At 34.6% G+C, this 19,491-nt stretch carries 18 protein-coding genes; 14 read left to right on the top strand and 4 right to left on the bottom strand.

Annotated elements, in window-relative coordinates:
• The first annotated feature begins 22 nt into the window (after positions 1-22).
• Positions 23-2,083 (top strand): DNA primase, encoded by a 2,061-nt coding sequence (dnaG, locus tag ASC72_RS19270; protein ID WP_056195173.1) that lies wholly within the window; start codon positions 23-25, stop codon positions 2,081-2,083.
• On the opposite strand, the gene ASC72_RS19275 is transcribed toward dnaG, so the two are convergent.
• Together ASC72_RS19275 and nadE are read right to left on the bottom strand one after the other, a co-directional pair.
• Positions 2,080-2,709: a response regulator transcription factor gene (locus ASC72_RS19275; protein ID WP_026730588.1), complete on the bottom strand. Its 630-nt coding sequence runs from the start codon at positions 2,707-2,709 to the stop codon at positions 2,080-2,082. The two genes, dnaG and ASC72_RS19275, sit on opposite strands and share 4 nt — an antisense overlap.
• Before the next feature lie 96 nt (positions 2,710-2,805).
• Positions 2,806-3,612 (bottom strand): NAD(+) synthase, encoded by an 807-nt coding sequence (gene nadE / locus ASC72_RS19280; protein WP_056194686.1) that lies wholly within the window; start codon positions 3,610-3,612, stop codon positions 2,806-2,808.
• Positions 3,613-3,710: 98 nt separating this feature from the next.
• Here nadE and gldB point away from each other — a divergent pair, with 98 nt between their 5' ends.
• Both gldB and gldC read left to right on the top strand, forming a co-directional pair.
• Positions 3,711-4,667, top strand: a complete 957-nt coding sequence (gldB, locus tag ASC72_RS19285) for a gliding motility lipoprotein GldB (protein ID WP_056194691.1) — start codon at positions 3,711-3,713, stop codon at positions 4,665-4,667.
• The gene (gene gldC, locus ASC72_RS19290) at positions 4,667-5,002 is read left to right on the top strand and encodes a gliding motility protein GldC (RefSeq protein ID WP_026985662.1); all 336 of its coding nucleotides are present in this window, start codon (positions 4,667-4,669) and stop codon (positions 5,000-5,002) included. The genes gldB and gldC overlap by 1 nt, the downstream gene beginning before the upstream one ends.
• Positions 5,003-5,105: 103 nt before the next feature.
• On the opposite strand, the gene yihA is transcribed toward gldC, so the two are convergent.
• Positions 5,106-5,726: a ribosome biogenesis GTP-binding protein YihA/YsxC gene (gene yihA, locus ASC72_RS19295; RefSeq protein WP_056194695.1), complete on the bottom strand. Its 621-nt coding sequence runs from the start codon at positions 5,724-5,726 to the stop codon at positions 5,106-5,108.
• Positions 5,727-5,768: 42 nt separating this feature from the next.
• Complete coding sequence (locus tag ASC72_RS19300) at positions 5,769-6,533, bottom strand: alpha/beta fold hydrolase (protein ID WP_056194698.1); 765 nt, start codon at positions 6,531-6,533, stop codon at positions 5,769-5,771.
• A 378-nt stretch (positions 6,534-6,911) separates the two neighbouring features.
• Between ASC72_RS19300 and mraZ the strand changes: the two genes are divergently transcribed.
• The 11 genes from mraZ to ASC72_RS19355 all read left to right on the top strand — a co-directional run bounded on the left by mraZ (position 6,912) and on the right by ASC72_RS19355 (position 19,489).
• The gene (gene mraZ, locus ASC72_RS19305) at positions 6,912-7,385 is read left to right on the top strand and encodes a division/cell wall cluster transcriptional repressor MraZ (protein ID WP_056194701.1); all 474 of its coding nucleotides are present in this window, start codon (positions 6,912-6,914) and stop codon (positions 7,383-7,385) included.
• A complete protein-coding gene (rsmH, locus tag ASC72_RS19310) occupies positions 7,360-8,268 on the top strand; it encodes a 16S rRNA (cytosine(1402)-N(4))-methyltransferase RsmH (protein ID WP_198528527.1) in 909 nt (302 codons plus the stop codon). The genes mraZ and rsmH overlap by 26 nt, the downstream gene beginning before the upstream one ends.
• A gap of 15 nt (positions 8,269-8,283) precedes the next feature.
• Positions 8,284-8,631, top strand: a complete 348-nt coding sequence (locus ASC72_RS19315) for an FtsL-like putative cell division protein (RefSeq protein ID WP_056194704.1) — start codon at positions 8,284-8,286, stop codon at positions 8,629-8,631.
• Positions 8,622-10,628, top strand: coding sequence for a penicillin-binding protein (locus ASC72_RS19320; RefSeq protein WP_056194707.1), 2,007 nt, complete (start codon positions 8,622-8,624; stop codon positions 10,626-10,628). The genes ASC72_RS19315 and ASC72_RS19320 overlap by 10 nt, the downstream gene beginning before the upstream one ends.
• On the top strand, positions 10,625-12,088 hold the full coding sequence (locus tag ASC72_RS19325; RefSeq protein WP_056194710.1) for a UDP-N-acetylmuramoyl-L-alanyl-D-glutamate--2,6-diaminopimelate ligase: 1,464 nt from the start codon (positions 10,625-10,627) through the stop codon (positions 12,086-12,088). The genes ASC72_RS19320 and ASC72_RS19325 overlap by 4 nt, the downstream gene beginning before the upstream one ends.
• 100 nt (positions 12,089-12,188) lie before the next feature.
• Entirely contained in the window at positions 12,189-13,421 is a 1,233-nt protein-coding gene (gene mraY, locus ASC72_RS19330) for a phospho-N-acetylmuramoyl-pentapeptide-transferase (protein ID WP_056194713.1), read from the top strand.
• Positions 13,422-14,753, top strand: coding sequence for a UDP-N-acetylmuramoyl-L-alanine--D-glutamate ligase (murD, locus tag ASC72_RS19335; protein WP_056194715.1), 1,332 nt, complete (start codon positions 13,422-13,424; stop codon positions 14,751-14,753).
• A gap of 79 nt (positions 14,754-14,832) precedes the next feature.
• Entirely contained in the window at positions 14,833-16,146 is a 1,314-nt protein-coding gene (locus tag ASC72_RS19340) for an FtsW/RodA/SpoVE family cell cycle protein (protein WP_056194718.1), read from the top strand.
• A 42-nt stretch (positions 16,147-16,188) separates the two neighbouring features.
• Positions 16,189-17,274, top strand: a complete 1,086-nt coding sequence (murG, locus tag ASC72_RS19345) for an undecaprenyldiphospho-muramoylpentapeptide beta-N-acetylglucosaminyltransferase (protein WP_056194721.1) — start codon at positions 16,189-16,191, stop codon at positions 17,272-17,274.
• A gap of 156 nt (positions 17,275-17,430) precedes the next feature.
• On the top strand, positions 17,431-18,780 hold the full coding sequence (gene murC / locus ASC72_RS19350; RefSeq protein WP_056194724.1) for a UDP-N-acetylmuramate--L-alanine ligase: 1,350 nt from the start codon (positions 17,431-17,433) through the stop codon (positions 18,778-18,780).
• Entirely contained in the window at positions 18,767-19,489 is a 723-nt protein-coding gene (locus ASC72_RS19355; RefSeq protein WP_056194726.1) for a cell division protein FtsQ/DivIB, read from the top strand. Before murC ends, ASC72_RS19355 begins: the two co-directional genes overlap by 14 nt.
• Positions 19,490-19,491 lie beyond the last annotated feature (2 nt).

Below are 19,491 nucleotides of genomic sequence, written 5' to 3' on the forward strand. Positions count from 1 at the left end.
AACTTTAAAAATATTTTACGTTTTGATCTCACAAAGTACAATTGATTCTGTTTTTGAAACTGCTCGTGTAGAGGAGGTTATTGGTGATTTTGTTAATTTAAAACGTGCCGGAAGTAATTTTAAAGGTTTGAGTCCGTTCTCAGATGAGCGCTCTCCATCGTTCATGGTGTCTCCCGCAAAAGGGATTTGGAAAGATTTTAGTACAGGAAAAGGAGGAAACTCTGTTAAATTCCTGATGGAGCATTCCCAGTTTACCTATCCCGAAGCCATTCGATATCTAGCGAAAAAATACAATATTGAAATTGAAGAAACCGAGCAGACTGATGCTGAAAAAGCTATTACAGATGTTCGGGAAAGTATGTATCTGGTTTCTGAATTTGCAAAAGATTATTTTCATCAAACGCTTTTAAATTCGGAGGAAGGAAAAGCAATTGGACTTTCGTATTTTAAGGAAAGAGGTTTTACAAATGAAACCATCAAGAAGTTTAGTCTGGGATATTCTCCTGAAACATGGGATGCGCTTACCAAAGAGGCATTAGGTAAAGGATACAAATTGGAATTTCTGGAGAGCACCGGTTTGACGATTCCCAGAGAAGATCGTCCTTTTGATCGTTTTAAAGGGCGTGTAATGTTTCCGATAGAAAGTATGTCGGGACGTGTTTTGGGGTTTGGAGGACGTATTCTAACGAATGATAAAAAAGCAGCGAAGTACTTAAACTCGCCAGAGAGTGATATTTACCATAAAAGTAAAGTCCTTTATGGGATTTTTCAGGCCAAACAATCCATCGCCAAACAAAATAATTGCTATTTGGTTGAAGGATATACCGATGTAATTCAGTTTCATCAGGCCGGAATTGAGAATGTTGTAGCGTCTTCAGGAACAGCATTAACGCCAGATCAGATTCGATTAGTGAATCGCCTAACGAGAAATATTACCGTACTTTTTGATGGTGATGCAGCGGGATTAAGAGCATCTATTCGTGGAATCGATTTAATTTTGGAGGAAGGAATGAACGTTAGGGTTTGTTCTTTTCCTGATGGAGAAGATCCGGACAGTTTTGCCCGAAAAAATTCTCATGATGATTTAGTGGCTTATTTAGAAGAAAACAGCAAAGATTTTATACAGTTCAAAGCTTCACTTTTGATGAAAGAAGCCAAGAACGATCCTATAAAAAAAGCAGATTTGATTCGGGATATGGTAACAAGTATTTCTAAAATACCAGACCGTATTCAGCGAGAGGTGTATACGCAGGAATGTGCCCGAATTATGGATATATCGGAGCAGGTTTTAGTAAGTACATTGGCACAGTTGATTCAAAAAGATCTTACAGAAGTTAATAAAAAGCAAAAGCAGGACCAAAAACCTTTCCAGGTTTTTAGAAACCAAAACCCAAATGCTGGTTTTTCAGGAGGAGATCCGGAAGATCCAAGAGTAGGGCCGCCAGATGGTTATCCTGGAGAGCCGGGATATCCGGAACAGCAACAAGCTGAAAAGGTTGATATTTTGTATCGTTTAGAGCGAAAAGTAATTGAAATTCTACTGCTTTATGGAGATAAAACTGAAGAATTTGAGGATGTTCTTTTGAAAAGCAATGACGAAGGAGAAATAGAAATGGTTACGGAAAAGAAACAATATAAAGTTCACCAGCGTATTTATTTAAGTTTGCAGGAAGATGAAGTAGAGCTTTCTAATAATTTATTCCGTGATATTTTTACAGATATAATGGCATTTTATCATCAAAATGAAAAGTTTAGCCTGGAACAATATTTAATGCGTTTGCAGCCTGATTTTGCTCAGGAAGTAACAGATATATTGATGGAAGATGAAAAAGTAACGCTGCACAATTGGGAGGGGCAGAATATTTTTGCAAAAGACAAACAAGCAGGTATAGCGCAATATGTTACCGAAACAATTATGTCTATGCGCTGGTTTTTGGTCGACCGTATTATTGAAGAATTAAAAAGCTCTATACAACCTGATAATTCAGATAATACAGAGCTTTTGTCTATGGTTGTCGATTACTCAAAACTAGTTAATTCGTTTTCGAAAAAACTCGGAAGAGTGATGTCGAGATACCATTAAATAATTTCTAAAGTCTTCGCTTTGTTAACTAAATCAACTAAATTAGTAACATTCAATTTAGTCAATAATCTTAATTTGTAAGTACTGATCGTTTTTTCGTTCAGATTTAAGATTTTAGAGATTTCATTGTTTTTCTTACCATCACTTAAATAACGTAAAACTTCAATCTCGCGATTTGACAGTTTTCTGTACAAACGTTCGCTTTTGCTTTGTTTAGCAATTAGAGCCATGTTTTTACGAACAGTTTCGTTGATGATAATTTTTCCTTCGTGTACTTTAATAATAGAAAGACCTAAAGTTTCAAGTTTTTCTGTTTTGTGCACATACCCGGAAACTCCTGCTTTAATAGCATTTGGAGCATACATTTGTTCAGCGAGGTCACTAAAAATTACAATTTTTGTTTTTGGGAAGTTTTTCAGGATTGATTTAACTTCAAAGATGCTCGAAAGACCTTCTAACTCTAAATCTAGAATTAGGATGTCGATCTCCTTCGTTTGAAGAATATCTCTAACCATTGAAAAATTGCCTACATTGGCAACAATTGAAATTTGATCGTGGTCTTTAAAATAAGACTTAACGCCAAAGTGAGTCACAGGATGATTGTCTGCAAGACATACTTTAATCATAATTTTTACCTTTTTAGAATTGTTTTATCATGTTTTTGGAGCTGTAAAATTAATAAATAAATTCTGTAATTAATCGAAGGTAAATGTTAAAAAGTTTTATTTTAACGTTTTCGGTATTATGCAGACCGGTATTGCATCCATTTTATGCTTGTTGCTGGTGTTTAACCTTTTATAAATTTCAAAGACAGATTTTTCTCTCCCATTGAAGTCAGCTGCCGTCTTTCCTGACTCTGCCGCTAACATCGCCCATTCAAGTTCGTCATAACTTGCTCCTAATTGATCTTCATCTGTTCTGTTGTCACCAAATAATCCATCTGTTGGAGCTGCTGTTAAAATTGATTGCGGAATTGCTAAAAATTCCCCAAGAGCATAAACATCGGACTTCATTAGATCGGCAATCGGACTTAAATCGACACCTCCATCGCCATATTTAGTATAAAAACCTACTCCAAAATCTTCAACTTTGTTTCCTGTTCCGGCAACTAATAGGCCATGCAATCCAGCCAAATAATATAATGAAGTCATTCGCAAACGAGCGCGTGTATTAGCCAAAGACAAGCTTACTTTAGCTTCATCATCAGTTTTTGGAACGGAGCCTTTAAAAGCTTCAAAAGTGGCAGTTAAATCTGTTTTAATATCTGAAACGTTTGGAAAACGTTTTTTTAATTGTTCAATATGCTCTCTTCCTCTCGAAACCTGACTTTTAGCCTGATGAATTGGCATCTCTACACATAAAACCTGTAAGCCGGTTTGAGCACACAAGGTAGAGGTTACTGCCGAATCAACTCCGCCAGAAATTCCGATTACAAAACCATTTACTTTTGCGCTGCTGGCATAATTTTTTAACCACTCTACAATATGGGTATTTACTTTTTCTGTCTGAATAGTACTTTTTTTAGTCATAATAGTTCAAGTTTTAAGATACAGGGATGTATATTTGCACAAATATTCTAAATAAGTGTTTATTTAAATTTATGCAACACAAATCTAATTAAAATAAAATGAAAATATATCGCTTTGCAGTGGTTCTGTGCTTGTTTTTTTTGTCTTGTGATCAAAAAAGTAAGGTAGAAAAAGAAGTTGAAGAAATTCCTGTTGATATTAAAGTAGAACGTTTTGATAAGGTCTTTTTTGAGACAAAACCAGAAGATCTTGCTAAAATAAAAAGACAATATCCTTTCTTTTTTCCGGTCGGTAATGATGACAATGTTTGGTTAAATAAAATGCAGGATCCTTTATGGAGAGAAGTTTATACTGAAGTACAAAAGAAATATTCGGATTTTGAGCCTGTACGCGAGGAGTTCAATTCTCTTTTTCAACATGTAAAATATTATTTCCCTAAAACTAAAACACCTAAAGTAATTACGGTAATTGGAGAAATGGATTATAATGCCAAAGCAATTTATGCAGACAGTCTGGTAATTGTTGCTTTGGAATTGTACTTAGGAAAAGACCATAAATTTTATGAGTTTCCAAATTATCTGAAGCAGAATTTTGAAGAAAAACAAATTATGCCAGATGTGGTTTCGAGTTTTGCCTACAGAAATATTCCAGCTTTTCCAGATAGAAATTTAGTTTCTCAAATGATTTTTGAAGGAAAACAATTGTACGCAAAAGATTTGCTTTTGCCTGAATATTCAGATGCCGATAAAATTGGCTATACACCTGAACAGATAAAATGGTGCGAAGAAAATGAAGCGTATATGTGGCGCTATTTTATGGAAAAGGAAATCTTGTACAGTGATGATCCTAAATTAACAACCCGATTTATGACATCAGCGCCGTTTTCTAAGTTTTATTTAGAAATAGATAATGATTCTCCGGGACGTGTAGGTGCATGGATTGGATGGCAAATGGTACGTTCGTACATGAAGAACAACAATGTTACTTTGCCGGAATTATTAAAAACAGATAATAAAGAGATTTTTGAAAAGTCAAAATATAAACCTAAGAAATAATGTCAGATACAATAAACTCAGAAATTAAATTCAATATAGAATTAGACGAAAACCGTGTTCCGGAAAAATTAACCTGGAGCGCGCAAGATGGTGGAGTGCAAGCCGAAGAAGCAAAAGCAATTATGTTGTCTATTTGGGACAGCAAAGCTAAAGAAACAATGCGTATTGATTTGTGGACAAAAGATATGCCGGTTGATGAAATGAAGATTTTCTTTCACCAGACTTTAGTAGCAATGTCAGATACTTTTAAACGTGCAACAGACGACGAAAAAATGTCGGACACTATGAAAGATTTCTGTGATTATTTTGCAGAGAAGCTAGAACTTACGAAGTAAAATTTCGTTAAAATTCCAAAAATAAAAAATCCCAAATTCTAAGTTTTACAAATTGGAATTTGGGATTTTTTATATTGAATATTTTCCTTTTGGGAATTTATTTTTAAAATTGCGAGTTGTTTTTAAAAACCTCTTGATTAACTTCATCAATATAAGATAGAAGTTCTTCTTTTCCGGTTGACTCTGTAGATGAGGTTACGAAATATTGAGGCATTTCTTCCCAGTTGTTGGCAAACATTTGTTTTTTGTATGCTGCAATATGGGAGTCAATTTTTGTCTTGCTGATTTTGTCTGCTTTCGTGAAAATGATGCAAAACGGAATTTCGCTTTCACCCATGTAGGACATAAATTCAATATCGATATTTTGAGCTTCGTGACGAATATCAATTAAAACAAAAGCACAAACCAATTGTTCTCTGGTTTCAAAATAATCAGTAATAAATTGCTGAAAAACAGATTTGGTTTTTTTGGATACTTTAGCGTAACCATAACCTGGTAAATCCACTAAAAACCAATTATTGTTGATTTTAAAGTGATTTATTAATTGCGTTTTTCCGGGTCTTCCTGATGTTTTTGCTAAATTTTTATGATTGGTAAGCATATTGATCAACGACGACTTACCTACGTTTGATCTTCCGATAAAAGCATATTCCGGCAAAAATTCTGCAGGACATTTTGCCACTTCAGAATTGCTGACAATAAATTCGGCGGTTGTAATTTTCATGTTTTTTGTTTTTTAAACCTCCTAAAAGTCGAAAGTTAGATGCTATAATTTCTTTTCAACGAGCCATTCTTCAAGAAGTTTGTTGAATTCCTGAGGATGTTCCATCATAGCAGCGTGTCCACATTTGTCTATCCAATACAAAGTTGAATTAGGCAATAATTTATCAAATTCTTCGGCAACATTTGGTGGCGTAACGGCGTCATTTTTACCCCAAATAATACAGGTTTCCACTGTCATTTTTGGTAAATCTTTGGCCATATTGTGACGAATTGCACTCTTGGCTATCGTTAAGGTTTTAATTAATTTGATACGATCGTTCACAGTTGCGTAAACTTCATCAATAAGTTCCGGAGTAGCAATTGAAGGATCATAGAACACATCTTCTGCTTTCTTTTTGATGTATTCATAATCACCTCTTTTTGGGTAACTATCTCCCATAGCGCTTTCGTAAAGACCAGAACTTCCGGTAATTACAAGTCCTGCGACTTTTTCAGGATATAATTTTGTGTGATAAAGTGCAATATGTCCGCCTAACGAATTACCTAATAAAATTACCTGATCAAAGCCTTTAAAAGTGATGAAGTCTTTTACGTATTTCGCAAAGCTTTTTACGTTCGTTTTTAAAATGCTTTGGGTATATATTGGCAAATCCGGGATAACAACTTTGTACCCTTTTGTTGGAAAATATTCGGCTACAGCATCAAAGTTGCTAAGGCCTCCCATTAAGCCATGTAAAATAACGATAGGAGTTCCTTCTCCAGCTTCATAATAGCTGTATTTGCCTTCTTTTTTGTAGTGTTTGTCCATTTAATTTAATGCCAATTTCAATTTGGACAAATATAGGGTTTAATAAATAAAAATGAATTTTTGCCACCGTTTTTTAACTAGATAATTTGCGTAGAACATCTAAGTGGTTAAAAATCAGAATTTAGAGATGTTTTTAGTACAATTGCTAAATGTTAAGAAACCTGCGGAATAGATAGTTTTTTAAGAAAAATGGTGCGTATTTTTTTTGATTGATTAGTGTAATTGAAGATTCAATAATAATTAGCTAATGTATTGATTGGTTGTAAATTAGCGGTAGTGGGAAGAAAGTGGTTAAACTTATTAACAAAGTGGTATATTGTGGTAAAATGTGGTAATATTTTTTATATTTTTGTCCTATAACATATTAATTGATTTTTCTTGAACACAATTGTTGGAACATATGAGTGTAAAGTCGATGCTAAAGGAAGGCTAATGATGCCTGCGCCTTTGAAAAAGCAATTGGCTTCTTCTCTTCAGGACGGATTCGTTTTGAAGCGCTCTGTTTTTCAACCGTGTTTAGAATTGTATCCGATGGATGAATGGAACCTGATGATGCAAAAAATCAACAAACTCAATCGTTTTGTAAAAAAGAACAATGATTTTATTCGAAGATTTACTGCCGGAGTTAAAATGGTAGAGATTGATGCATTAGGAAGATTATTGGTGCCAAAAGATTTGGTGGCTTTTTCAGGTATTGCTAAAGATGTGGTTTTTTCATCTGCGGTTAATATTGTAGAGATTTGGGATAAGGATTTATATGAAAAATCAATAAGCGGCGAAGATATGGATTTTGCAGATCTGGCCGAAGAAGTAATGGGAAATATTAATGACGACGACAATGGAATATCATAATCCGGTTTTACTTCATCCTACAGTTGATGGTTTAAATATTAAACCTGACGGCATTTATGTAGATGTTACGTTTGGAGGCGGTGGTCATTCAAAAGAAATTTTGAAAAGATTAGGGCCAAACGGAAGATTATTTGCTTTTGATCAGGATGAAGATGCGCTTGCAAATGCATTACCGGATGAAAGGTTTACCTTAATTAATGAGAACTTTCGATTTATAAAAAGATTTTTGCGTTTTCACGGAGTAAAAAGTGTTGACGGAATTTTGGCTGATTTAGGAGTTTCATCACATCAGTTTGATGTTCCGGAAAGAGGTTTCTCAACCAGATTTGATGCCGAACTGGATATGCGGATGAGTCAGAAAAATGATTTGAATGCTTACCGGGTGGTTAACGAATATGAAGAACAGGATTTACGTCGTGTTTTTTTTGATTATGGGGAGTTGAAAAATGCACCAGTTTTAGCAAGAACAATTGTAGAAGCCAGAGAACATCGTCCGATTAAAACGACAGACGAATTAAAAGATGTTTTGGCGAAATTTTTACCTGAAAGAGTAAAGAATAAAATATTAGCTCAGATTTATCAGGCGATTCGAATTGAAGTAAATCAGGAAATGGATGTTTTGAAAGAATTTATCGAGCAGTCATTGGAGATTTTAAATCCGGGCGGAAGATTTTCAGTAATCTCCTATCATTCTTTAGAAGACAGATTGGTGAAAAGATTTATCAAAAATGGAATGTTTGAAGGAGAACCGGAACGCGATTTTTATGGAAACTTTTCAGTTCCGTTTAAAACTATTGGAAAATTGATTGTTCCAGACGATGCTGAAATCAAAATCAACAACAGAGCAAGAAGTGCAAAATTAAGAATTGCAGAGAAGATATAATATTAAGGTAGAAAAATGAAAAGTGGAGTATTTGGCATATTAAAAGCAAGGTTTCTTATAAATGATGACGCTGTAAAAAACTGGCGATTCATTGTCTTTATCATTTTGCTTGCCATAATTATGATTGCCAATACACAACGATACGAACAAAAGGTTTTTGAAATAGCAAAACTGAGCAATGAAGTAAAAGAATTGCGATCTGAATTTGTAGACCGACGTTCAGAACTAATGAAATTAAAAATGGAATCAACGATTTCGGATAAAATGCTTGAAAAACAGATTTTTCCATCGACAGTTCCTCCGGTAAAAATAGAAGTTAAAAAAGAAGAAGAAAAAAATTTCTTTAAAAGAATATGGCAGTAGACGATAAACATATATCCTACAGAATTTACCTCGTAGCAGTTTTCATCTTCGTGATGGCAATTGCTATTGTCGTTAAATTGACCAATATTCAATGGGTTGAAGGAGATTATTACAGAAAACTGGCGAAACAACGTACGGTTAGAAATTTTGTGATTCCGGCAAACAAGGGAAATATTTATTCAGCAGACGGAAGTTTACTGGCAACATCAATTCCTAACTACGAAATTAGATTTGATGCCAAAGCGCCAAAAACAGAAACTTTTGAAAAACACGTAAAAGCATTATCAGATTCATTGGCTACTGTATTAGATAGACCGGGAGGTTATTACGAACAGGAATTAAGAAAAGCGAGAGCCAATAAAAACCGTTACTATTTGATTGCTAGAAAATTGAGTTATACGGAATACGTAAAAATTAAAGGTTTTCCATTATTCAATTTAGGAGCTTTTAAAGGTGGAATTATAGTTGAACAGGAAACAGTTAGAAAACATCCGATTGGAAAAATTGCTGAAAGAACCATTGGTTACGACCGAATTGACCCAGCGACAGGCATTGAGGTTGGTAAAGGAATTGAATGGGCTTATAAAAGTTATTTAAATGGTAAGGATGGTAAAATTCTGAAACAAAAAATTGCAAAAGGACAATGGAAACCTATTCGTGATATTAATGAGGTTGATCCTCAGGATGGTTACGATGTAATTTCAACAATTGATGTTTTTATCCAGGATATCGCGCATCACGCTTTGTTAAAACAATTGGAAGATTACGAAGCAGACCATGGTTGTGTGGTGGTGATGGAAACAGAAACAGGTCACGTAAAAGCGATTTCGAATTTAGGAAGAGCAGAAAATGGAACATATTCTGAAACCACAAATTACGCTATAGCAGAATCTCACGAGCCTGGATCTACTTTTAAATTGGTCGATTTAATGGCGATTTTAGAAGATAAAGTAGCCGATACAAGCACGGTTTATGATAGCCACGGGGGGCAAATAAGGTATTACGGACGTGCCGTTAATGATTCACACAAAGGTGGTTACGGAAAAGTTTCATTAGCCCGCGGATTCGAGCTTTCGTCTAATACAGTCATGGTTCAGGCAGTTTATGATAACTATAAAAGCAATCCGTCAAAATTTGTAGATCATATTAAAAATTTTGGTTTGAATAAAACTTTAGGATTGCATTTTAAAGGAGAAGGAAGAGCAATTATTCCACATCCGGGAGATAAAAATTGGTCTGGGGTTTCACTTCCGTGGATGGCATTTGGATATGGAGTTTCGGTTACGCCAATGCAGACATTGGCATTTTATAATTCAGTTGCCAATAACGGTGTAATGGTAAAGCCGCAATTTGTTTCTGAAATTAAAGAATGGAATAAAACCATCAAGAAGTTTGATGTTGAAGTTATAAATCCAAAAGTTTGCTCTGAAGAAACCATTAAAAAATTAAAAGCAGTAATGCTGAATGTCGTTAAAAAAGGAACGGCATCTAAGTTGTATTCAAAGGAGTTTTCGATGGCAGGTAAAACAGGAACAGCTATGGTAAATTACGGAAAGGCAGGGCGAGAGGGTTTGTATTATGCATCATCTTTCGTAGGTTATTTTCCGGCTGACCATCCAAAATATTCTTGTATTGTGGTAGTTCATAAGCCAAATACATCTAAAAATAATTATTATGGAGCTGATGTTGCGGGACCGGTTTTTAAAAGAATTGCCCAAAAGATTTTTACAGATGCACCTTCAACAAATAAAATTAAGCAGCTGGATTCTAAAATTCCAAAACAGGAAATCAGTTATGATAAGTTTGATAAAGAATCAAACAAAAAAACAAATAAGATTCCGAATTTGAAAGGAATGCCCGGAATGGATGCCATTGCTTTGTTAGAAAATCTTGATTTAAAAGTAAAAGTTATTGGCGTTGGAAAAGTAAAAAAACAGTCCATTCAGCCAGGCCAAAATATTAATAAAAACACAACTATAGTATTAGAATTATCGTGAAAATACTGAAAGACATATTATATAAAGTAGCGATTGAATCTGTAACAGGTTCGACAGAAATCGGCGTACATAAAATTGATTTTGATTCAAGAAAAATTGAAGCAGATGATATTTTTGTGGCTATTCGCGGATCACTTTCTGATGGTCACGATTATATTGAAAAAGCAATTCAGTTAGGAGCAATTGCTATCATCTGCGATACTTTACCAGAAAATATTGAAAAAGGAATTACCTATATAAAAGTAAAAGACACGAATACTACTTTGGCTTTTATGGCAGCTAATTTTTTCGGAAATCCTTCTGAAAAATTAAAATTAGTTGGTGTAACCGGTACAAATGGAAAAACGACAATTGCTTCGTTATTGTTTCAATTATTTGAAAAAGCGGGTTTTAAAGTTGGTTTATTGTCAACTGTAAAAATCATGGTTGATAAAACTGAATACAAAGCAACACATACAACACCGGATTCTATTACGATCAATTATTATTTAAATGAAATGATTGAGGCTGGTGTAACACATTGTTTTATGGAAGTGAGTTCGCACGGAATTCATCAAAAGAGAACAGAAGCTTTGCATTTTGTTGGTGGAATTTTTACGAATCTTTCGCATGATCATTTAGATTATCATCCAACTTTTGCAGAATATAGAGATGTAAAAAAATCATTTTTTGATTCATTGCCAAAAACAGCTTTTGCTTTATCAAACATTGATGATAAAAACGGAACTGTAATGCTTCAAAATACGGTTGCCAGAAAATTTACATATGCCTTAAAGTCATATGCCGACTTTAAAGCAACAATATTAGAAAGTCAATTGTCTGGTTTGTTATTGAAAGTAAATGACAACGAAGTTTGGGTAAAACTGATCGGGACTTTTAACGCTTACAATGTTTTGGCAATTTACGGAACTGCAGTCGAACTAGGAATGGATAGTCTGGAAGCATTGCGGTTACTGTCTGATTTAGAGAGTGTTTCTGGTCGTTTTCAGTATATAGTTTCAGAAGGAAACATTACAGCAATTGTAGATTACGCACATACGCCGGATGCATTGGATAATGTTTTGAAAACGATTAATGATATCCGTACCAAAAACGAACAATTGATTACAGTTGTGGGTTGCGGCGGGAATAGAGATAAAACCAAAAGACCAATTATGGCTAAAATTGCTTCAGATTTGAGTGATAAAGCAATTTTAACTTCTGATAATCCAAGAAACGAAGATCCGGAAGTGATTTTAGATGAAATGGAAAAAGGAGTGGAAGCTCATAATTATAAAAAGATATTAAGAATAACCGACAGAAAACAAGCTATAAAAACGGCTTGTCAATTGGCTCAGCCAAATGATATTATTTTAATTGCGGGAAAAGGCCATGAAACGTATCAGGAAGTAAATGGTGTTCGTCATCATTTTGATGATATGGAAACGGTAAAAGAAATTTTAGATCAACTAAGAAAGTAAAAGTTTAACCGGTGAATTGATTATTCGTTTAATCGAATAATTATTGAATTAAAAACGAACGAATAAACAAATCAACGATTAACCAAATAAACCAAGATATATGCTATACTATTTATTTGAATATTTTGACAAAACATTAGATATACCGGGAACGGGAGTTTTTCAGTACATCACTTTTAGATCGGCTTTAGCATTAATGCTTTCGCTGCTTTTGTCTACGATTTACGGTAAGCGAATCATCAACTTTTTGAGAAAACAACAAGTAGGTGAAACGGTTCGTGAGCTTGGTCTTCAGGGACAAAATGAAAAAGCAGGAACACCAACAATGGGGGGACTGATTATCATTTTTGCAACGCTTGTGCCTGTTTTGTTATTTGCTCGTTTGCATAATATTTATATCGTATTGCTTATTGTAACCACACTTTGGATGGGAACAATTGGTTTTATTGATGATTATATTAAAATATTCAAAAAAGATAAAGAAGGTCTTAAAGGAATTTTTAAAGTAATTGGTCAGGTTGGTTTGGGGCTTATTGTTGGGACAGTACTTTATTTTAATCCGGCTGTAACGGTGCGAACTGATACAGGAAGAACTGATATTTATAAAAGCGGAACAAACACAACGGTTGTTTTGCCAGCTCCTATTGAAGAGAAATCGACGGCAACTACAATTCCTTTTGTAAAAAATAATGAATTTGATTATGCTGAAATATTAGCCTGGACAGGTGAAGGATATGAAAAATGGGCTTGGTTGATCTTTATTCCGGTTGTAATTTTCATTATCACGGCAGTTTCTAACGGCGCTAATTTAACAGACGGTATTGATGGTCTCGCGGCCGGTACGTCGGCAGTGTCCGTCCTCGCGCTCGGAATATTTACATTCGTTTCGGGAAATATTATTTTTTCTAATTATTTGAATATCATGTACATCCCAAATTCGGGGGAAATGACGGTATTTATATCAGCTTTTGTTGGAGCCTTAATTGGGTTTCTTTGGTATAATTCATATCCCGCATCTGTGTTTATGGGAGATACAGGAAGTTTAACTATTGGTGGAATCATTGCGGTTTTAGCCATTGCAGTTCGTAAAGAATTATTGATTCCGTTATTGTGTGGAATCTTTTTAGTGGAAAATTTCTCAGTGGTTTTACAAGTGAGTTATTTCAAATTTACTAAAAAGAGATACGGTGAAGGTCGAAGAATTTTCCTGATGTCGCCACTGCATCATCATTATCAGAAAAAAGGATATCACGAAAGTAAAATTGTGACCCGTTTCTGGATTGTTGCCATCATGTTAGCCATATTATCAATCGTTACTTTAAAATTAAGATAGATGAGGCTAGTAGTACTTGGAGGAGGAGAAAGTGGTGTAGGTACTGCTATTCTCGGAAAGAAAAAGGGATACGATGTTTTTGTATCAGATTTTGGAAAGATAAAAGAGAGTTACAAAGAAGTTCTTATCATTAATAAAATTGCCTGGGAAGAAGAACAGCATACGGAAGACCTGATTTTGAATGCCGACGTGGTTATGAAAAGTCCGGGGATTCCGGAAAAATCTCCCATAGTAAAAAAGCTGATTGAAGCCGGAGTAAAAGTGATTTCTGAAATTGAATTTGCAAAACCTTTTACAGAAGCACTTACAGTTGGAATTACCGGAAGTAACGGTAAGACAACAACAACAATGCTAACGTATCATTTGTTGAAATCAGCAGGGTTAAATGTAGGTTTGGGAGGAAACATTGGAAAAAGTTTTGCATGGCAGGTTGCCGAAAATAAATTTGATGCGTACGTTCTGGAATTGAGCAGTTTTCAACTCGACGGAATTATAGATTACCGGCCGGATATTGCCATAATTACGAATATTAGTCCGGATCATTTAGACCGATATGAGTATAAATATCACAAGTATATCGATTCAAAGTTTCGAATAACAATGAATCAAACCGAAAGCGATTATCTTATTTACGATGCAGATGATGAGGCAAGCGCAGAATGGTTAAAAAACAACACAACAAAAGCAAAATTAATTCCTTTCTCGCTGACTAAAAAATTCGACGAAGGGGCTTCTATAAATAACAACAAAATGGAAATAAAGATCAACCAAGAAGAGTTTACAATGGAAACAGAATACATTGCGTTAGAAGGAAAACATAATATGAAAAACGCAATGGCAGCAAGCTCTGTAGCAAAATTGATGCAAATTAGAAATGCAACAATTCGCGAAAGTTTATCCAATTTTCAAGGTGTAGAACACCGTTTAGAGAAAGTATTAAAAATTCAGAATGTACAATATATCAACGATTCAAAAGCAACAAATGTGAATGCTACATTCTTTGCTTTAGATAGTATGAATGTTCCAACGGTTTGGATTGTTGGAGGTGTTGACAAAGGAAATGATTACAACGAATTGATGTCATTAGTTCGTGAAAAAGTAAAAGCAATTATCTGCTTAGGAATTGATAATCGTAAAATTATCGAAGCTTTTGGCAATGTAGTTGATATCATGGTAGAAGTAAATAATATGAGTGATGCTGTAAAAACAGCGCAACGTTTAACAGAAAAAGGTGATGCCGTTTTATTGTCTCCAGCCTGTGCAAGTTTCGATTTGTTCGAAAACTATGAAGATCGTGGAAAACAATTCAAACAAGCGGTTCATAACTTGTAGAAAAATAATTTCAAGTTTCAGGTTTCACGTTAGGAGGAACCTGAAGCCTGAAACAAGAAAAACTTGAAACTAAATAATTATGAAAGAGCTAGTTAACAAATTAAAAGGAGATAGAGTAATATGGTCATTCGTGGCTTTGTTAGCGCTGTTTTCGTTTATGCCTGTTTTTAGTGCAAGTAGTAATTTGGCTTATATCGGCCACGGAACCGGAAACACTTTGGGTTATTTGGTAAAACATTTGGCTCATATCTGTATTGGATTTTTGATTATTTATTGGGTTCATAGAGTACCATATCATTATTTCAGGGCGATTTCAAAAATTGCTTTGCCAATTGTGTGGTTCTTATTGCTTTATACCTTGCTGAAAGGAACTGTAATTGCGGGAGCAAATGCAAGTCGTTGGATTCAGGTGCCGTTTATCGGGATCACATTTCAGACTTCGACTTTGGCTTCTATTGTGCTGTTTATTTTCGTAGCACGTTATTTGTCAAAAAAGAAAGAGGAGAACGAGCCTTTTCAGGTTTCATTCCTACAGCTTTGGGTACCGGTTTTTATCACATTGGCGCTTATTTTACCTGCGAATTTTTCGACCACAGCGCTGATTTTTGCTATGGTTATGATGTTAACTTTTATTGGTAAATATCCATTAAAGTATATTGGTTTTATTATAGGTTCAGGAATTGCAATGCTGGCGTTTTTCCTTTTGGTAGCCAAAGCTTTTCCAGAATCAAGATTCTTTAGCAGGGTATCAACCTGGGAAAGCCGTATTACGAACTTTACCACAGACAAACCGGATGAAGATGATTATCAAATTGAAAAAGCAAAAATTGCAATTGCATCTGGAAGATTAGGCGGATTAGGGCCGGGGAAAAGCGTTCAGAAGAACTTTTTGCCACAATCTTCTTCCGATTTTATTTATGCCATTGTAGTTGAAGAATATGGCTTAGTAGGAGGAGTTTCGATATTGGTTTTGTATTTGTTGTTATTGTTCCGATTTGTTATCGCATCTCATAAAGCAACTACATTATTTGGAAAGTTAGTCGTCGTCGGGCTTGGTTTTCCGATGATATTTCAGGCAATGATTAATATGGCAGTTGCAGTTGAATTATTGCCGGTAACGGGACAAACATTGCCACTGATTAGTAGTGGTGGTAGTTCGATTTGGATGACTTGTTTCTCTCTGGGAATTATCATCAGCGTAACTAAAAAAGACGAAGAAATTGCTGAAGAAAGAGAAGAAAAAGAAAGACGAAAAGAAGCGCTTCAGAGATTAATTGATAAAGAATTAGCAGAAGAAGATTTACCTGCTGATGGAATATATGAAGAAGAAGGAATGATGTATTCAATTGAGGACAATTCGAGAAATCCTATGAATGCAGTTTTAAATAAATAAGTTAAGAACAATATAGTTTTTAAAGAGTAAAATTTTTAAAAGATGACAAATTATAAATTCATATTAAGCGGTGGCGGTACTGGAGGACATATTTATCCTGCAATTGCAATTGCAAATGAATTAAAATTACAATTTCCTGATGCTGAATTCCTTTTTGTAGGTGCGCAGGATAAAATGGAAATGCAAAAAGTGCCTCAGGCAGGTTATGAAATAAAAGGGCTTTGGATTGCTGGTTTACAGAGAAAACTAACGTTGCAAAATTTGATGTTTCCATTAAAATTGGCAACAAGTTTATTAGAATCAAGAAGAATCATTAAGCAGTTTAAACCTAATGTTGTAATTGGAACCGGTGGCTTTGCCAGTGGGCCTTTGTTACAAGCGGCTGGTTCAGCCGGAATTCCCACAGTAATCCAGGAACAGAATTCATTTCCGGGGATTACAAATAAATTGCTGAGCAAAAGAGCGAATGCCATTTGTGTTGCATATGAAAATTTAGAGCGTTTTTTTCCAAAAGAAAAAATGGTGCTGACTGGAAATCCGGTTCGTCAGGATTTAATTGATATCGAGAGTAAAAAGGAAGAAGCAATCGCATTTTATGGTTTAGATCCGAATATAAAAACGCTTTTGGTTTTGGGCGGAAGTTTAGGAGCCAGAAGAGTGAATCAGTTAATTGAAAAAGAATTGCATATGATGCTTTCGCAGGATGTTCAGATTATTTGGCAATGCGGAAAGTTGTATTTTGAAGATTATAAAAAGCACAATCAACAGAATGTTAGGGTAGTTGATTTCATTGAAAGAATGGATTTTGTTTACGCTGCCGCAGATGTGATTATTTCACGTGCCGGAGCATCATCGGTTTCGGAGTTGTGTATTGTTGGGAAACCAGTAATTTTTATTCCGTCGCCAAATGTAGCCGAAGATCATCAGACCAAAAATGCACAGGCAATTGTAGAAGCAAAAGGCGCTATTTTATTGAAAGAATCAGAATTAGACAGTCAGTTTAGTATTGTTTTTGAAGCTTTATTGAAAGATGACGGAAAGCAGAAACAATTAAGTGCAAATATTAAAAAATTGGCGATGCCGAATGCAACAAAAGTGATCGTAGAGGAAATTAAAAAGTTGTTATAATATAAGTTTAGTCTAAAATTATAAAACAAGAAAAAGAAATCATAATGCTATTTTAGGCATTTTGGGTTATTAAAGAAGATAAAATACAAAGGCTTAATTGCTAGTTTTTTTACAAAAGAAAACTAGATGTAAATAGCCCAAAAAATAAAAATTAAAATGAATTTAAATCAAATACAGAACGTTTATTTTATTGGCATTGGAGGCATCGGAATGAGTGCTCTGGCCCGTTATTTCAAATATATCGGGAAACAGGTTTCAGGTTACGATAAAACGCCATCAATGTTGACAAATGAATTGATTGAAAGCGGTATTGATATTCATTTTGAAGATAATATTAATTTAATTCCGAGTGATTATTTTGTAGAGAATACGTTGGTGATTTTTACACCTGCAGTTCCAAAAACACATTCGGAGTGGAATTACTTTATCGAAAGAAATTATGAGATTAAAAAGCGTGCTGAAGTTTTAGGAATCATTACTAAAGATACGTTTAGTTTCGCGGTTGCCGGAACTCACGGAAAAACTACAACATCCAGTATTTTAGGGCATATTTTATATGAAAGTGGTGCAGATGTAACTGCTTTTGTGGGTGGAATTGTAGAGAATTACAATTCTAATTTAATTGGAACCGGAAAAACGGTAACTGTTGTAGAAGCTGATGAATTTGATCGTTCGTTTTTGCATTTGCATCCAAATATTGCCTGTATTACTTCTATGGATGCGGATCATTTAGATATTTACGGAACCAGCGATGCTATTGAGGCTTCGTTTGTAGAATTTGCTTCTAAAGTTGAAGATAAAAGTAAACTCTTTATAACCAAAGAATTGCCTCTTGAAGGCGTGCAATGTGCTATAAATGAAGATGCTGTATATAAGGCGTTCAATGTTCGTATTGAAGATGGAAGTTATGTTTTTGATGTTCAGACACCATCAGAAATAATGAAAGACCTGCATTTTGGATTGCCAGGAAAACATAATTTAATGAATGGATTGATGGCTATTGCAATGGCCAAAACGTTTGGCACCCCGACCGACTCCATTGCAAAAGCCATTGCTTCATTCAATGGAATCAGAAGACGTTTCTCTTATCAGATTAAATCTGATAATTTGGTTTATATAGATGATTATGCACATCATCCAACAGAAATAAATGCTGTACATCAAGCGGTTAGCGAATTATATCCTGGGCGTAAAGTATTAGCAATTTTTCAGCCACATTTATTCAGCAGAACGAGAGATTTTGCTGACGGATTTGCTGAAAGTTTATCGCAATTTGATGAAGTATTTTTAATGGATATTTACCCGGCACGCGAATTACCGATGGAAGGGATTACATCAGATTGGTTGTTAGGGAAAATGACAAATTCGAACAAGAAAATTGTTGCAAAAAATGATTTATTAGCGGAAATCAAAGCCAGTGATGCGCCAATAATTGTGACAATAGGAGCTGGTGATATTGGTGAAATGGTTCCGTCAATTAAAAAAATGCTAAATGAAAATATTTAATTGGACAAATATTCGATTGATTCTCATTTTTGGGCTTGTACTTTTTTTGTATTCGTTCGCACAGCATAGAAATGGAGATCGAAAATTGAAAAAATCCATGGTCGTTTTTGTAGGAGAAAATACGCTTTTTGTAAAGCCTGAAATGGTTAATAAATTGTTGATAGAAAATAAAAGAGACGCTTCCAGTATCCGAAAAGATGAACTAGATTTGAATAACATAGAAAAAACCCTTGATACGCAAGACATGATTGAGAAGTCAGATGTTTTTGTAAGTATCGATGGCGTTCTAAAAGCGATAGTAAAACAGAAGACACCAATAGCGAGAGTTTATGATGGTGATAACTCTTTTTATATTGACTATGAGGGTAATAAAATGCCTTTATCAGACAATTTTACGGCGCGGGTTCCTCTTGTTTCGGGGGCAATAAATGAAAAAAATAACGAAGATTTAGCTACCTTATTTCGCACAATTTATGACGATGCGTTTTTGAAAAAAAACATCATTGCAATTCAAATTATGCCTAATGGTAGCCTAAAAATGTTTAATAGAAATTATGATTACTTCATCGATTTTGGAAGAACGATGAATGTTGATAAGAAATTTAGAAACTATAAAGCCTTTTTTCAAAAAGCAGTTTTAGATAGTTCGTTATACAAATACAAAAAGATTGACCTGAGGTTTACGGAACAAGTAGTTTGCACAAAATAATA

Source organism: Flavobacterium sp. Root420 (assembly GCF_001427905.1).
GTDB lineage: Bacteria > Bacteroidota > Bacteroidia > Flavobacteriales > Flavobacteriaceae > Flavobacterium.

What these genes read in the sequence shown, in the direction of transcription:
- ASC72_RS19275 (WP_026730588.1), bottom strand. Translation starts at nt 2,709, where the DNA reads ATGATTAAAGTATGTCTTGCAGACAATCATCCTGTGACTCACTTTGGC.
- nadE (WP_056194686.1), bottom strand. Translation starts at nt 3,612, where the DNA reads ATGACTAAAAAAAGTACTATTCAGACAGAAAAAGTAAATACCCATATT.
- gldB (WP_056194691.1), top strand. Translation starts at nt 3,711, where the DNA reads ATGAAAATATATCGCTTTGCAGTGGTTCTGTGCTTGTTTTTTTTGTCT.
- gldC (WP_026985662.1), top strand. Translation starts at nt 4,667, where the DNA reads ATGTCAGATACAATAAACTCAGAAATTAAATTCAATATAGAATTAGAC.
- yihA (WP_056194695.1), bottom strand. Translation starts at nt 5,726, where the DNA reads ATGAAAATTACAACCGCCGAATTTATTGTCAGCAATTCTGAAGTGGCA.
- ASC72_RS19300 (WP_056194698.1), bottom strand. Translation starts at nt 6,533, where the DNA reads ATGGACAAACACTACAAAAAAGAAGGCAAATACAGCTATTATGAAGCT.
- rsmH (WP_198528527.1), top strand. Translation starts at nt 7,360, where the DNA reads ATGACGACGACAATGGAATATCATAATCCGGTTTTACTTCATCCTACA.
- ASC72_RS19315 (WP_056194704.1), top strand. Translation starts at nt 8,284, where the DNA reads ATGAAAAGTGGAGTATTTGGCATATTAAAAGCAAGGTTTCTTATAAAT.
- ASC72_RS19320 (WP_056194707.1), top strand. Translation starts at nt 8,622, where the DNA reads ATGGCAGTAGACGATAAACATATATCCTACAGAATTTACCTCGTAGCA.
- mraY (WP_056194713.1), top strand. Translation starts at nt 12,189, where the DNA reads ATGCTATACTATTTATTTGAATATTTTGACAAAACATTAGATATACCG.
- murD (WP_056194715.1), top strand. Translation starts at nt 13,422, where the DNA reads ATGAGGCTAGTAGTACTTGGAGGAGGAGAAAGTGGTGTAGGTACTGCT.
- ASC72_RS19340 (WP_056194718.1), top strand. Translation starts at nt 14,833, where the DNA reads ATGAAAGAGCTAGTTAACAAATTAAAAGGAGATAGAGTAATATGGTCA.
- murG (WP_056194721.1), top strand. Translation starts at nt 16,189, where the DNA reads ATGACAAATTATAAATTCATATTAAGCGGTGGCGGTACTGGAGGACAT.
- murC (WP_056194724.1), top strand. Translation starts at nt 17,431, where the DNA reads ATGAATTTAAATCAAATACAGAACGTTTATTTTATTGGCATTGGAGGC.
- ASC72_RS19355 (WP_056194726.1), top strand. Translation starts at nt 18,767, where the DNA reads ATGAAAATATTTAATTGGACAAATATTCGATTGATTCTCATTTTTGGG.